Origin of the sequence: Flavobacterium sp. GCM10023249, from assembly GCF_042653365.1 — a bacterium.
Taxonomy (GTDB): domain Bacteria; phylum Bacteroidota; class Bacteroidia; order Flavobacteriales; family Flavobacteriaceae; genus Flavobacterium.
Window position 1 is genome coordinate 262,195 of the sequence record NZ_JBHSHZ010000009.1, and the last position, 14,532, is coordinate 276,726.

Consider the following 14,532-nt stretch of genomic DNA (forward strand, 5'->3'; position numbering starts at 1 on the left):
AACATAAAGTCCCAGGTTCTTAATTATTTATAAAAAAGAATTATTTGTCAACCGTAAATTTGAGACTACTTATCTTGTTATCATTTTTCACTTTTAAGAAATATACTCCTTTTGTTAAATGATTGATATTAAGCTCGAATACATTTGCTAGAATCTTTTGGGATGGAATTACAACCTGCCCCATAACATTGTAAACCTCAAGATTGGCATTTTCACCGAGAGATAGTAATTTAACATTCAAATTAGTACTCGCCGGATTAGGATAGACTGTTAAATTATCTGCAATTTCATCAGCTGAATCAATTCCTAAAGTACAAGTACCTGAAAAATTCAGTTCAAGACCCATCTGACCTAAGTTTGCGGCTACAAGAGTTGGTGTTCCTCCCGCAAGAGAGGTTGTATAATAAGTAGTTGTTAAATTAGGATTAGTATAAGCATTTAAAGGATAATAAGCCGATGCACCCGTCGTTTGAGCCATTCCGAAATACACTAATTGATTAGCCGTAAGAGCAACGGAAGGACTAAAATTAAATGTTCTAAAAGTATTTAAATCTCCATTCGCTATAGTTAAAGTATTTGTGCTCGTAGCTAAAATTGCCCCGGAACTATTTAAAATAACACCATAAATATTTCCTCCAACTGAAGCCGGATTATTTGCAATTGCAATATTTAAACCGGTTATTGTAGACGCGACAGTTGTTTGGAATGGTGTGGACAATATACCTGAACCTGAACCAAAACCAACTGCTGTATTATAAGTTACCGGGTTTTGGGCTGCACCATAGGCTCCACAACTTACCGTAGTATTAAAGTTGAATGAATTGTTTGTATTTACTTGATCATTCGGAACACTCACATTTAAAGTATTGGCACCTAAAGCAGCGGGTGTCCAGTTATTAAAATTTACTATCTGGGTTGCTCCTGGTGCAATTGTGGCCACAATTTTAGTATCGGTATAACTATTTGCACCCGTCATATTAGCACTTACTGAAATATTAGTTAAAGTAGTATTGCTCTTATTTCTTACTACAGCAGAAATAGGAACGGGCGTATTCAATACATTCGCTACATTACCTAACGTAGTAATGGTTTCAACAGACATTTCATTTGTATAAGGATTAGGATAACCGAATCGCATAACAGGTCTGAAATTTGTTGTAGCCAAAGTAGTTGGTGCTACCGTTGCACTTGCTGCGGAAACACATCCTCCAGTTAATCCAGAGGAATTAGAATCATACGTAGCTGGTGTAGTTGCAGCAGTACCACTTCTCACAAAATCATAAGCAACATAAACTGAACCACCGTTATACACCAATGGTGTGCTCAATGTTAAATCAATATTTGTTGCATTTGCTGGAACAGTATACGCACCCGAATAGACTTGTGTCATCCCTGTAATGATAGTATTCCAATTTGTTCCCAATGTAAAAGAGGTATCAGTACTGTTTTTCATATAAACAGTTAAAGTCCCGGTTACGGGTACATTTGCCCCAGCAGTAGTAACAAAGCCAAACAAACTCAATGATGAACTTGCTGGAATTCCTGTCAGTTCAGAGGTTAATACAAGCGCAGAACCTCTCATAAATGAATGGTTATTGGTTCCATTTGGAGCGCGATTCTGAGTTGTCGAAGCATCACTTACTGGTGCATTAACAATAGCGGTTACTTGCCCAAAGGTTACTGCTGTTGTTAGAATTAAAAATGTGAAAATCAGCGTAATTTTTTTCATAAGTTAATTTTTTAGATATCACTAATTTAACCAATTTTAATCACACAAATAAACTTTATTTAAATCTCACAATTTTTACATAAAAAGTTAATTACTATTACTATTCTTACAGATTATCCAAATTATTTGCTTTCTTATCGCTGCTTATTGTCCAAAAGAACCCCACGAAAAAGAAACGATCTGCAGGTTGCCCAATGGCCTGGCGCTGAAAAGTACCCGCCAAATCGGGAGAATTGGCATACTGATATCCAAATACATTGTCTCTTCCTAATACATTTGAAACCGAGAAGAACAATATCTTTTGTTGCGTTAACAGATACGCCCAACTCAAACTCAAACTATTGTAGGCTTTCGTTTTTCCATTCATGAATTGTGTCTGATTGGGATCGTTATACGGTCGACCCGTTGCAAAACTATTGGTTATACTGATTTGTGATTTCCAATCGTTTACCCAATACTTCCCAACTACAGAAACCGTATGATCGGCTACAAAACTAGGCTGTACTTCGGCACTATAATTTCTAAAATCTCTCTTACTATCAATAAAAGAATACGAAACCCAGTAATCTAAATTTTTGATGGTCTTACTGTCTCTCCAAAACACATCCAAACCTTTGGCATAACCAAAACCATTGTTGGTATAGTTACTGTTGTACATTGCTGTTTGGGTATCGTACTTCACTAAATCTTTATACTCTTTATAGAAAACCTCAGCACGCAATGTTCTTTTATTGGCAGAGTACATATAATTCAAAATATAATGAGCTGTTTTCTCATAATTGAAATCGGTAGTGTATTTCAGGTACTCTTGCTTTGGAGTTTGATGGAAATCTCCATACGCCAATGAAAACTGTCCGTTTTGTGAAGATTTAAAAGCCAAAGAAACTCTAGGTTCTACAATTCCTTTATCCAGTAGGTCATTGTACATTCCTCGTGCTCCCAATTTCATGGCAACGTTTTTCGATAAAAAGATATCGGCTTCGGTGAATACGGCACTCACACCACTTGAATAACCACTGTTGTAATTGGTATCACCAAAAGGTTTAAAAGTTTCGTCAAAGTTCGTAATAAAATAGTCGCCACCAAAAGCCAATTTCACTCGATCCGAGAACTTCTTATCCAATTTCACTTTAAGATGCGAAGCTACTTCCCTATTGTTCAAATTATCCTGATTCAAGTTGAAGTACACGTTATACAAGCCAAAGCTTACCCCTGTTTGAATTCCCCATCCCGATCCGAAACTACCTTTGTACGATGAATTGAAATACAGGTTATTGTTTTTATTGCTCACTCTTACGGGTGAAGTTGCATTGATATCCTTCTGATTCAAGTCAAATTCAGAATAATCGAAAGCCGAGTACATTTTGAGTAAACCATTTTTAAGTTTCAAGCGGTAAACGGCTTCTCCTGAAACACCTCGGTAGGGTTTGTTCCAATCGGCGTTTTGAGGAATTGCCCATTGATACGGCGCCAAATCAATGTAAGACGTATTGATACTGAACGAACTCTTGTCCCATTTTTTTGTTCTTCCGATACCTAGACCGACGGTCATGAACGAATATTCGGTTTTGTCCTGATCGGGTTCAGAAATCGAATTCATCAATAAAACACTAGACAAAGCATCGCCAAATTCGGCAGAGTAACCTCCTGTTGAAAACGTCATTCCGTTGAAAAGAAAAGGAGAAAAGCGACCACGAGTAGGCATATTATTAGCAGTTACCCCATAAGGTTGTGCCACACGAATACCATCAATATAGGTTTGGGTTTCATCACTTTCTCCACCACGAACAAATAATCGTCCGCTCTCCCCATTAATTTGTGCACCGGGTAAAGTTTGCAACGCACCAACGATATCTCCAGCCGATCCAGCAGTAGTAACAATATCCAACGGTTTTAAAGCCGAAGCCTTACTATTATCCCCAGCTTTAAACGAACCCGCAGTAATCACAACAGCATCCAATACATTGATACTCGCACGCATTTTCAACGTAATTGCTTGTGCTTTTTCGATGACAATGGGCGATTTCAAATCGTCATAATTTAAAGCCGTAGCTACAATTGTTTGGTTTCCTCTTTCGGTGGTTTCGAAAGTAAACTCCCCTTTCTCATTGGTAGTAGCGCCATCATAAGTTCCATCGATGTATACATTGGCACCTACTAAAGGACGTTCTTTGTTGTCGATAATCTTTCCAGAAACCGTTTGATTTTGTGCCAATGCACTAACTGAAAAGAAAAAAAGTAAAAGTTTAAAAGCAGTATTCATGGTTTGTTTATTTTGATAGTCCAAAATTGCACTGAATAGCCTTCCTCTACAACTTATACTAACTGAACTGTAGAATTTTTAGGATGAAGTGTTTTTTAGCACTTAGTTTTTAGCTCATAGTCCTTAGTACCAGTTAAAAAGTCTTTGGTACCACTTAAAGAGTATTTAGTACTTAGCAAATAGTCCTTAGTACCAGTTAAAGAATCTTCAGTACCACTTAAATAATCATCTGTACCACTTAAAAAGTCTTCAGTACCACTTAAATAATCATCTGTACCACTTAAAAAGTCTTCAGTACCACCTAAATACTCATCTGTACCACTTAAAAAGTCTTCAGTACCACCTAAATACTCATCAGTACCACTTAAAAAGTCTTTGGTACCACCTAAATACTCATCAGTACCACTTAAAAAGTCTTTGGTACCACTTAAATAATCTTCGGTGCCACTTAAAAAATCTTTGGTACCACTTAAATAATTATCAGTACCACTTAAAAAGTCTTTGGTACCACCTAAATAATCATCGGTACCACTTAAATATCCGATTGACTGCTAACTTTCGTTACACACGAATCATTATCTTTGGCCAAATTAAAATTTACATGAAAAACGTATTCCTAAGCCTGCTGCTTGCTGTTTCATTTTCCAATTATGGTCAGGACTATTTTGAACAATTCAAAACCTCTTGGAAAAACGACCATGATTTTACGAAAACAGAGAAAATCATCAAAGAATGGGAGTCTAAAACAACCAACGATCCGAATTTATACATCGCGGCTTTTAATTTCTATTTCACCGAATCCAGAAAAGAAATCTTGGCATTGGATACCCATCCTGGAGAAGGAGAAAACTTTGAGCTTAAAGATTCTTTGAATAAAACTGCCGGATATATTAAGTCGACTAACCTTCGCAATGACGGACTGTTCGACTTGAGTCAAAACTATTTGACAACCGGAATTCAAAAATTCCCTACTCGATTGGACTTGCGTTTTGGAAAGATTTTTGCCTTGGGCGATTTCAAGCGATTGGATGATTTCACGAAAGACATTTTGACTACGTTGGATTATTCTGCTAGCATCAATCATAAATGGTTGTGGAAGGAAGATAAGCCACTTGAAGGCGAAATTATTTTTATCAAATCGGCCGTTCAGGATTACCAAAATACACTATACCAAAACAATTCGTATGTGAATATGCGAAAAATTGCCGAGAAGATGAATACCCTGTTCCCAAAAGATCCGATTATTTTATCGACTTTAGGAACGAGCTACTTATTGGAAGAAAAACATGAAAAAGCATTAACGATATTTAAAGAAGGAAATAGTTTAGATCCTAATGACGAAATCATTATAAACAACATTGCCTTTTGTTATTTCCATTTGAATGACAAGGCCAATGCAAAGAAATACTACGAGCAATTAACGAAAGCTAAGAATACTGACATTAGTGAATTTGCGAAAGAGAAACTAAAAGAATTGAAATAATAATTCAACAGAACGATATAAAAACCTAACTCCAAAAGTTAGGTTTTTTTTGTGACATTTTCAATTGCAAACAATCCAAACCAATTGGCCCTTCGACTTTTCTCATCCAAAATCTTTTGTAACTTTACTTCAATAAAAGCATTATCATGAAAAACCTATTTTACACACTTCTGCTTTGTTGCGGATTGGCTGTCACTGCACAAACTGACAAACAGCAACTCTATAATGAAAAGTTAGCAAAGGAATTGGGTGCCGATGACTACGGAATGAAACATTACATATTTTGTATTCTAAAAACCGGATCCAATACTACCGCCACGCCTGACGAGAAAAAGAAATATTTCGAAGGTCATATGGCCAACATCAATAAATTAGCAGAAGAAGGCAAACTGGTTGTTGCAGGTCCCTTTATGAAAAACGACCGTAATTACCGTGGTATTTTCATTTTCAACTGTGCTACTGTTGAAGAAGCACAAAAATTGGTGGAAACTGACCCTGCAGTACAAGCCAAAATCTTTGAGGTAGAACTAACGCCTTGGTACAGCAGCGCCGCTTTGATGGAAGTAGCCAAAAACCACGACAAAGTAGCCAAAACCAAGTTTTAATATGAATATTGAGAAATTACAGGCTATATGCAAGGCCTTACCTCACGTCACCGAAGATATTAAATGGGGCAACGACCTGTGCTTTTGCATAGGCGGAAAGATGTTCTGTGTTGCAGGCCTAAACCAGATACCTACTTCCGCATCGTTTAAAGTAACCGAAGAAGAGTTTGAAACCATGAGTCAGTTACCAGGCATAAAACCTGCTCCGTATGTGGCTAAATACAAATGGGTTTTGGTGGAAGATATTAATACGCTTTCTGCCAAAGAATGGGAACACTATACCAAACAATCGTACAATCTGGTCAAAGAGAAACTGACACCAAAGATTAAAAAGGAACTCAACCTACTCTAGTCAGCCTGCTTCTAGAGGTTAACTTTAACATTTTTACAAGATTTTTTGGCTCACTGTACTGTATTTTTGCGGTGACCATCCCAATTACATAGCACTCATGAAAACACTAAGCCACATCAAGAAGCACTATTCCCGCATCAAATACCAAAAACTGGCTGTCGTTGCTGTTCTGATTGGATTCCTTTGTGCTTTTCTGGCTGTTTCGCTAAAGCATATCACTGAACATTACGAAGACATTTTGTTTCATAAAGCTTCTGCCAATAGCTTCTTGTTGTTGGTATTCCCGGCTTTCGGTCTGTCTGTTATTTATTTCTTACGATACTATCTGTTCAAAAAGAAAGAAAACAAAGGCATCAAGGAAATATTTGATACAACTTCCGAAAGAAAGAATAGTCTTCCGGTTTACAAAATACCATCCCATTTCATCAACGGATTGCTTACTGTAGCTTTCGGTGGTTCCACCGGTATTGAAGTGTCAACAGTGGTGGCCTCAGCTACGGTGGGTTCTGTAGCGCAGGAAAAGGAGAATCTGTTCAACCGTCATAAAACAGAATTGATTTGTGCGGGTGTTGCTGCAGGTGTAACGGCGCTTTTCTGTAGTCCGTTTGCCGGTATACTCTTCGCTTGGGAAGTCATTTCCAAGAAACTCACCAAAACATTTCTGATTACAACCTCAATTGCCGTAATAACCGCACTGATCGTTATTTACTTACTGGACGAGAAATCTCTTTTCCATGCCGATGTCACACACTGGAACTGGAAAGCCACACCGTATTTTATGCTGTTGGGTGTCATTGCCGGAATGAATTCGGTTTACCTGACCAAATGCGTGATCTTCTTTAAAAAGAAGTTCGCAGCCATCAGCAAACATTCAACACGAATTCTGTTAGGCTCCGGCATCCTAAGCATCGCTTTACTGGCTTTACCTCAATTGTATGGTGAAGGGTATCATGCTATTAAAGAAAATCTGATTAATTCCAACCAATTAACGCTTTCATTGTCTTTATTCCTGACATTCTCCGGCATCATCATTCTAAAACCTATTGTGACTTCAGCTACGCTGGCCGCAGGTGGCGATGGTGGTGTATTCGCACCAAGCATCTTCACAGGTGGTTTTATCGGCCTCTTATTGGCCATTCTCCTGAATACCTTTTTTGATGCACAGGTCATCCCGTTGAATTTCATGATTCTCGGAATGGGTGCCATGCTAAGTGCCAGTATCAATGCTCCTTTTACAGCTATCTTTCTAACCTGCGGTCTCATAAACAATTATGTCTTGCTTTTCCCCGCAGTCATTGTCTGTTTAGTGGCAAAATACACCGCACAATACATTTATCCGCATACCGTTTACAGTTACCAGCCTAAAAAAGTCAGTTAATTTATGCCTACACACAAAATAAAACGCAATTACCGCAAAGCGAAATACGTACTCTACAAAGAAACACTGGTTGATTTCAGAGAGCACTTCTGGGCTTTCTTAGGTGCTTTTGTCGGCATGGGTAGCATTGCTTACCTCCAGTACAATGCCTTTCCAAAAGAAGATTATGTTTTTCTGATAGGCTCTTTCGGTGCCTCATGTGTCTTGGTCTATGGCGTAATCCAAAGTCCGCTGGCGCAACCCCGAAACTTAGTCGGTGGTCACGTAATTTCAGCTTTGGTTGGTGTAACAGCAGCTAAACTTTTCCCTGATACCCTTTGGTTGGCTTCAGCCCTGGCAGTAGGACTGGCAATTGTTGCCATGCAAATGACCAAAACATTGCATCCTCCAGGTGGCGCCACTGCCTTGATTGCAGTTACCGGTTCTCCGGCAATTTTAAAATTAGGTTATTGGTATGTTATTTCACCGGTACTGACTGGTGCATTGATTCTTTTACTGGTGGCATTGCTTTTTAACAATATGACTACCAACAGACACTACCCTACTAACAAAAAATTCACTAAGTTTAAAAGCAAAATTTTCGACAGGATCAAATCAGAAAGTGCAAACTAAACTAACGGATACAATGACACCATCAAAAACCTTCTTAACCGGAATATCCGGTGTTTTACTTTTTGCCTTAACCACAATTATTGCAGGAATAGTACACCCCAATTACAATCCGATGGCACAGTTCATCAGTGAATTGTATGCAGTAGATGCGCCCAATGCAGATTTTATCCGTTTCTATTGGTATATTCCAAGTGGAGTTCTTCTCTTTTTGTTTGGTTTATTTGCCATTCAAGAAGCCCCGAAATCTGCTTTAGCCACGTTAGGCTTTTTAGGAGTAGGTTTGGGTTATGGATTAGGAACTGTTTTTTGCGGATTTTTCAATTGTGATGCCGGTTGCAATCCTGATTTAGTCAATCCGAGTTTTAGTCAAATCTTACATAACTTCATGGGATTTCTGACCTATCTGATTGTACCATTCAGCATTTTATTCGTAGCTATAGCCTCCCAAAAATGGAGAAATGCTACTTCTTTTTCACTATGGAGTTTTTTGTTTGCGGCTGTTAGTTTTGTCTTTTTTCTACTATTGAACGTCAATCTACAATCCCCTTACAAAGGAGTAATTCAACGTATTATTGAAGGAAGTATTTTACTTTGGATTATTTTCTGCGCTATCTATCTCTTCAAAAACAAACACAATGCTACAGCTGAATAAAGTCCATCATATTGCTATTATCTGTTCCGATTATTCAAAATCAAAGTATTTCTATACCGAACTCCTTGGATTGAAAATTCTTCAGGAAGTCTACCGAGAAGAAAGACAATCCTACAAATTGGATTTGGCACTCAACGGCATCTATACTATCGAATTGTTTTCGTTTCCGGATCCACCACAAAGAGTATCAAGACCAGAAGCGGCCGGATTGCGTCACTTAGCGTTTGAAGTGAATGCCATTAACGCTACCCGAGATTTTTTACTACAGCACAACATCATTTGCGAAGCAATCAGAACCGATGAGTACTCGGGAAAACGCTTTTTCTTTATTGCCGATCCCGATGGTTTGCCTATCGAATTCTATGAGAGCTAATTAAAATCTTATCAACAAATCGGATTTCCTAAATCCAAAATCGAAATTATATTTTACCTTTGACGTTTCAATAATACAAACGATTATGGTTTACAAATTCAGAGTCATTCTTGACGCAGAAGAAGATATTTTCAGAGATATTGCCATCGAAGAAAAAGACACCCTGGAAGACTTACACAATGCATTAGTGAATGCTTTCGGTTTTGATGGAATGGAAATGGCAGCATTTTATACTTGTGACGACAAATGGAATCAAGATGAGGAAATTCCTTTATTTGATACCGGGGATACTCCGGGTGAAGGATTAACCATGGGTGACTATCTTTTATCATCTACCTTTGATGAAGAGAATACCAAAATGATTTATGTGTATGACTTTTTGAACATGTGGACTTTCTTCGTTGAATTGGCAGCTATTGAAGAACCTGAAGCAGGCGTAAGTTATCCTGATTTATTATTCTCTCACGGAATAATGCCGGCTTTCGCACCAGATAAAGAATTTGAAGCAGAAAAAGACGGCGGCTTTCATGACGAGTTCGAAGATGACTATGATGAAGATGATTTAGATATGTTCGAAGGAGACGATTCTTTTGAAGACTACGGCTTCGAGGAAAACTGGAATTAATTTTTAAAGTAACATAGGTTCTGAGATTCTAAGGTTTAAGATTTATGAGCACATTCAGAGATTTATTGATTTGGCAGAAATCAATGACTTTAGTCACAGAAATTTACCTTTTAACCAATTCATTTCCTAAAGAAGAAATCTACGGACTCACTTCACAAATCAGAAGATGTTCGATATCAATACCGAGTAATATAGCTGAAGGATTTGGAAGAAATGGCAATCAGGATTACCTGAAATTTTTGAATTTTTCTATTGCTTCTCTTTTTGAAATGCAAACACAAATAGAAATTGCTTTTAACTTGAATTATATTACTCAACAACAATTTAATACAATATACAACGAAACTAGAGAATTGGAGCGTATGACAAGTTCTTTTATCCGAAAAATAAAGGAACGCATATAAAAACTTTGAAACTTTGTGACTTAGCACCTTAAAAAAAAATGATCAACCTATTTAATACACACATTGACAATCTTTCCATACACAGAGTAGGAAACAAAAGTCGTAACGAAGCTATTTTCTTATCCGATCAGCCGTATGGCTTAAATGATGAAATCATGCCGCTTTTAAAAGAGTTCTTCTTCAAGCCTTTCAGAAGTAGTGAAGAAAACTATTATCAGTTTGCTCATGATGTGGATTTGGATTACAACGAAATGTACAACCTGGCTACAGAGATATTTGCTAATCCGGGAAGTGTACATGAAGTTTCCAAAAAAATAACCAAACATTTATTCGAGCAATCCAACCATCCGCACATTAAAAACGGTGAAGTGTATGTTGCTTATTTGACTAATGTTTCTATTGATAACAAACCGGTTGATGCTATTGGTGTTTTCAAAAGTGAAATCAAATCCGACTTCCTTCAGTTTGAAGAAAACGGATCGCAATTGGACATGATTTTACAACAAGGTATCAACTTGCAAAAACTGGATAAAGGTTGTTTGATCTTCAACTATAAAAAAGAAGAAGGTTACAAAATCCTTACCGTAGATAGCAATCGTTACGATGCGCGTTACTGGTTAGAACACTTCTTGAGTGTAGATGCGTTCCAAGACGAAAACTTCATGACGAAAAAGTACCTTAAATTTTGTCAGGACTTCGCAAAAGAAGTAGTACTTCCTGCGGAAGACAAAAAAGAGGAAGTAATGTTCATGAACCGTGCTGTAAATCACTTTGCAAAGAATGACAATTTCGAAGAAGCCAATTTCTTAAGTGAAGTAATTGACAACCCGGATTTAATCTCAGAATTCAAAAATTTCAAAGTAGATAAAGGAGAAAAATACAGCATTGAAGACTTGACTACCTTCCCGATTGCCAATGCAGCAGTGAGCGATGCACGTCGTAAAATGAAAAACGTGATTGAACTGGATACCAACATCCAAATCAAGTTAGACTTCATCAACCCTGAAAGTGCTGAAAAGTATGTGGAAAAAGGCTGGGATGAAGAAAAACAAATGTATTACTACTTGGTGTACTTCAACAAAGAACAAAAATCATAATACAACAAAAATCCTCAACAGTAGTTGGGGATTTTTTTTAGGTTTTATAGTGCACTCAGTAGAGAATGGACTTCGGCAAACAGTACTTCATTTTTTAATGGTTTTGTAAGATAGCTGTCACATCCCAATTCAAAGACTTTTTTTCTGGTTTCTTCAGTCACATCTGCCGTAACCGCAATAATTGGAATTTGAGCATTATGACTTCCGGCATTTCCTTTCCTAATCTCAATCGTAGCTTCATAACCGTCCATTACGGGCATTTGTAAATCCATTAAAACAATATTGACAATTTGATTTTTTAGAATTGCAATCGCCTCTTCCCCATTATTGGCAAATACTAATTCGATATTATTCCATTTGCTCACTATTTTTTCAATTACGTACTGATTAACGCGATTGTCTTCAACAACTAGAACTCTTTTGTTCTTAAAATCATATTGTAAATCAATTGCAGCTACTTGGTCCGATTCTTTGTTTTCAACCACTTCAAAATCGAGTGCAAAAGTACAACTGGTTCCTTTGTCGATGACACTGGAAACGTGTATGGAACCTTGATGAAGATCTATTAATGATTTCACGATAAACAAGCCTAAACCGTGTCCGCCAAATTGTCTTTTGTTGTTACTGCTATTTTGTGAAAAAGAATCAAATATACTACCCATCTTTTCGTCGGAAATCCCTATACCCGTGTCTATAATCTCAACGATTAATGTTCCAAAAGCCTCCTTTTTCAGAATAAACTCAACCTCTAATTGTATCGTTCCCTCCGAAGTGAATTTTAGAGCATTGTTCAAAAGGTTATTCAAAATTTGACTTACTCTTTCCTGATCACCAACTATTTCTTGTGGGATTTCACTTTTTTCATTATACACAAAATCGAGGCCTTTGTTTTTAGCCAAAGTTTCGGCATTTCGTCGAATACTTCCAATCAATCTTCGGAGATCGAACGGTTTCTTTTCGAGTACTATTTCACCTTTATCTATTTTAGAAAAATCGATTATATCATTGATCGAACCCAATAAACTCTTCGAGGATTCCTTTATAATCTTACAATCATCTTCAATCTGTTTTGTAGTGTTTTCCTTCAAAATCAGATCCGTTAAATTTAAAATTGCATTGAGCGGCGTTCGCAGTTCATGACTAATATTGGATAAGAAGTACGATTTCAAATCGCTCATTTCTTCTGATTTGGTCAATGCAATAATGTTGAGTCTTTCCTTTTCATTCTTAAGATTTCGAATCAGATTAGACATCGAAAGTGAAAGAAAAACAATTTCGAAACCGGTGCCAAATTTCGGGCTGTTTTGGGTCAAGAAGTTATTATCCAACAAGCCGATATTGTACAAAATAAAAATTCCGAAACCACTGATTAAGCATAAAATACCAACGGTAAAGAAATAATCTACCGGAACTTTGGTAGTATACAAATAAACAATAGAGCCAATGATGAGCAATAAAAAAAGTAAAGACAACAAATTCACAACGATATAAGCCAATTGTAGTGCTTGCGGCACAAACACAATCGTTACAAAGAGCACCCATAAAGACATATATGCTACTTTATATAGCAGATAGAGTTGTTTACTGTACACTTTTATTTTTAGAAACGCTTCGCTGTATTTTCCAGAGAAATAAACCGCAATGATGGCAATTAAAAGTACTGCGTGTGTATCAATCCATCCCAGATCGTGAGAAATATATTCATGCAAAAGACCATCAATTGAAAATTGCAGTAATCCTACAAAAAAAACGTAGAGGGTATAGTATAAAAATATCTTCTCTTGTAAGGCAAAATAAAAGAAGAAATAAATGATGCCAACGATGGCTAAAATCCCATAGAAAAACCCAAAAAACAATTCCTCACTCGCCGTTTCACTTATAAAGTTACTTGCGGAATGTAGTTTCAATGGCAACTTGAGCACTTCACCATCGCTTTTAATATGCAAAAACAAACTAACCTTTGCATTGGGTGGAAATTGTAATTCAAAAATATTTTTTCGGCTATTGAAGCTACGCTCTTTATAAGGAATAGCATCACCGTTACGAAGTATTTGAATGGCATTGGAGTTTTCATCTACTACATACAATTCTACCAAATCGGTTATTGGTCTAGCCGTTTCAAGGTAATACGTATAAAATGCATTCGATTGATTTTCGATTGTGGTTTTTGTCCAATAATGATTCTGCGTAAATCCTAAATCTTCAATTTCATTTTTTATTATTTGGGGATTATATTTAGCAAAGCTTCCACGAATTTGATTAAACGTTAGCTTTTGAGAACCAACATTTACAATTGAAGTATGTTTATGCAGAGAAATTTCGTTTTGTCTTGAATTGGTCAGTATATACTGTGCATTGCATAAATTGTAAGCAAAAATGAAGAGTAAAAAAAGGGGGCATTTTAAAACTCGCATCATAATAAATCGCAGCTGTTTAAGGTAATAGGCAGTAATTTACAACTTATTTTCAATTAAACGATTATTAAATTGATTTATAGTTACTTATACTAACCGAAAATGAAATCACTTTTTGTTAAGACACAAACAAATTACTCACTCGATCAAGTCTTTGTTATTTCTATATAATGTCTTCCTAAATTTCTATGTGATTATTTTTTCGTTTTAAAAATTTAATCACACTTTCTGTGATTATTTTTTTATTTTAAAAAAGAAATCACAATTCCTGTGATTATTTTTTCGTTTTGGAAAATAAATCACAACGATGAGAGTTTCGGCGGAATAATAAAACACCGAAGGCTTGAAGGGTTTATAGGATAGTTGCCTAAGTCCGTTTGGAAAGTTGTGTAAATAAAAAACCCGAAACTTTCGTTTCGGGTTTATTTCCGCGGAGAAAGAGGTATTTGAACCTTATATATTTTGATATAGCTAATTTTTTAAAATTCCTTTATTGTCAATAACTTACATCAAATGTTGATATTTATTATTATCCAAAAACATTA

Annotated in this window: 14 protein-coding genes; 10 read left to right on the plus strand and 4 right to left on the minus strand. The window is 36.5% G+C overall.

Going from position 1 to position 14,532, the window contains the following annotated elements:
- Nucleotides 1-40: 40 nt before the first annotated feature.
- The 3 genes from ACFO7M_RS07945 to ACFO7M_RS07955 form a co-directional block, all read right to left on the minus strand.
- Entirely contained in the window at nucleotides 41-1,729 is a 1,689-nt protein-coding gene (locus ACFO7M_RS07945) for a T9SS type A sorting domain-containing protein (protein ID WP_379734989.1), read from the minus strand.
- Nucleotides 1,730-1,835: 106 nt separating this feature from the next.
- On the minus strand, nucleotides 1,836-3,992 hold the full coding sequence (locus ACFO7M_RS07950) for a TonB-dependent receptor (RefSeq protein ID WP_379734991.1): 2,157 nt from the start codon (nucleotides 3,990-3,992) through the stop codon (nucleotides 1,836-1,838).
- Between the two features lie 95 nt (nucleotides 3,993-4,087).
- Nucleotides 4,088-4,537 (minus strand): hypothetical protein, encoded by a 450-nt coding sequence (locus tag ACFO7M_RS07955; RefSeq protein WP_379735512.1) that lies wholly within the window; start codon nucleotides 4,535-4,537, stop codon nucleotides 4,088-4,090.
- A gap of 56 nt (nucleotides 4,538-4,593) precedes the next feature.
- Between ACFO7M_RS07955 and ACFO7M_RS07960 the strand changes: the two genes are divergently transcribed.
- From ACFO7M_RS07960 to ACFO7M_RS08005, 10 genes are all read left to right on the plus strand, one after another.
- On the plus strand, nucleotides 4,594-5,475 hold the full coding sequence (locus ACFO7M_RS07960) for a tetratricopeptide repeat protein (RefSeq protein ID WP_379713871.1): 882 nt from the start codon (nucleotides 4,594-4,596) through the stop codon (nucleotides 5,473-5,475).
- 146 nt (nucleotides 5,476-5,621) lie between these two features.
- On the plus strand, nucleotides 5,622-6,080 hold the full coding sequence (locus tag ACFO7M_RS07965; protein ID WP_379734993.1) for a YciI family protein: 459 nt from the start codon (nucleotides 5,622-5,624) through the stop codon (nucleotides 6,078-6,080).
- Nucleotide 6,081: 1 nt separating this feature from the next.
- Nucleotides 6,082-6,432, plus strand: coding sequence for an MmcQ/YjbR family DNA-binding protein (locus ACFO7M_RS07970; protein ID WP_379713875.1), 351 nt, complete (start codon nucleotides 6,082-6,084; stop codon nucleotides 6,430-6,432).
- Between the two features lie 97 nt (nucleotides 6,433-6,529).
- Entirely contained in the window at nucleotides 6,530-7,810 is a 1,281-nt protein-coding gene (locus ACFO7M_RS07975) for a chloride channel protein (RefSeq protein ID WP_379713877.1), read from the plus strand.
- A gap of 3 nt (nucleotides 7,811-7,813) precedes the next feature.
- Nucleotides 7,814-8,422: an HPP family protein gene (locus ACFO7M_RS07980; RefSeq protein ID WP_379713879.1), complete on the plus strand. Its 609-nt coding sequence runs from the start codon at nucleotides 7,814-7,816 to the stop codon at nucleotides 8,420-8,422.
- A gap of 13 nt (nucleotides 8,423-8,435) precedes the next feature.
- Complete coding sequence (locus ACFO7M_RS07985; RefSeq protein ID WP_379713881.1) at nucleotides 8,436-9,074, plus strand: DUF998 domain-containing protein; 639 nt, start codon at nucleotides 8,436-8,438, stop codon at nucleotides 9,072-9,074.
- Nucleotides 9,058-9,447, plus strand: a complete 390-nt coding sequence (locus ACFO7M_RS07990; RefSeq protein WP_379713883.1) for a VOC family protein — start codon at nucleotides 9,058-9,060, stop codon at nucleotides 9,445-9,447. Before ACFO7M_RS07985 ends, ACFO7M_RS07990 begins: the two co-directional genes overlap by 17 nt.
- A gap of 85 nt (nucleotides 9,448-9,532) precedes the next feature.
- The gene (locus ACFO7M_RS07995; protein ID WP_379713885.1) at nucleotides 9,533-10,072 is read left to right on the plus strand and encodes an IS1096 element passenger TnpR family protein; all 540 of its coding nucleotides are present in this window, start codon (nucleotides 9,533-9,535) and stop codon (nucleotides 10,070-10,072) included.
- Between the two features lie 44 nt (nucleotides 10,073-10,116).
- On the plus strand, nucleotides 10,117-10,476 hold the full coding sequence (locus ACFO7M_RS08000; protein WP_379734995.1) for a four helix bundle protein: 360 nt from the start codon (nucleotides 10,117-10,119) through the stop codon (nucleotides 10,474-10,476).
- 38 nt (nucleotides 10,477-10,514) lie between these two features.
- A complete protein-coding gene (locus ACFO7M_RS08005) occupies nucleotides 10,515-11,573 on the plus strand; it encodes a nucleoid-associated protein (protein WP_379713889.1) in 1,059 nt (352 codons plus the stop codon).
- A 44-nt stretch (nucleotides 11,574-11,617) separates the two neighbouring features.
- Here the strand turns inward: ACFO7M_RS08005 and ACFO7M_RS08010 are convergent, their stop codons facing one another.
- Nucleotides 11,618-13,990, minus strand: coding sequence for a hybrid sensor histidine kinase/response regulator (locus ACFO7M_RS08010; protein ID WP_379734997.1), 2,373 nt, complete (start codon nucleotides 13,988-13,990; stop codon nucleotides 11,618-11,620).
- Between the last annotated feature and the right edge of the window lie 542 nt (nucleotides 13,991-14,532).

Coding starts and splice junctions, on each gene's coding strand:
- ACFO7M_RS07945 (WP_379734989.1), bottom strand. CDS start 1,729: ATGAAAAAAATTACGCTGATTTTCACATTTTTAATTCTAACAACAGCA.
- ACFO7M_RS07950 (WP_379734991.1), bottom strand. CDS start 3,992: ATGAATACTGCTTTTAAACTTTTACTTTTTTTCTTTTCAGTTAGTGCA.
- ACFO7M_RS07960 (WP_379713871.1), top strand. CDS start 4,594: ATGAAAAACGTATTCCTAAGCCTGCTGCTTGCTGTTTCATTTTCCAAT.
- ACFO7M_RS07965 (WP_379734993.1), top strand. CDS start 5,622: ATGAAAAACCTATTTTACACACTTCTGCTTTGTTGCGGATTGGCTGTC.
- ACFO7M_RS07970 (WP_379713875.1), top strand. CDS start 6,082: ATGAATATTGAGAAATTACAGGCTATATGCAAGGCCTTACCTCACGTC.
- ACFO7M_RS07975 (WP_379713877.1), top strand. CDS start 6,530: ATGAAAACACTAAGCCACATCAAGAAGCACTATTCCCGCATCAAATAC.
- ACFO7M_RS07980 (WP_379713879.1), top strand. CDS start 7,814: ATGCCTACACACAAAATAAAACGCAATTACCGCAAAGCGAAATACGTA.
- ACFO7M_RS07985 (WP_379713881.1), top strand. CDS start 8,436: ATGACACCATCAAAAACCTTCTTAACCGGAATATCCGGTGTTTTACTT.
- ACFO7M_RS07990 (WP_379713883.1), top strand. CDS start 9,058: ATGCTACAGCTGAATAAAGTCCATCATATTGCTATTATCTGTTCCGAT.
- ACFO7M_RS07995 (WP_379713885.1), top strand. CDS start 9,533: ATGGTTTACAAATTCAGAGTCATTCTTGACGCAGAAGAAGATATTTTC.
- ACFO7M_RS08000 (WP_379734995.1), top strand. CDS start 10,117: ATGAGCACATTCAGAGATTTATTGATTTGGCAGAAATCAATGACTTTA.
- ACFO7M_RS08005 (WP_379713889.1), top strand. CDS start 10,515: ATGATCAACCTATTTAATACACACATTGACAATCTTTCCATACACAGA.
- ACFO7M_RS08010 (WP_379734997.1), bottom strand. CDS start 13,990: ATGATGCGAGTTTTAAAATGCCCCCTTTTTTTACTCTTCATTTTTGCT.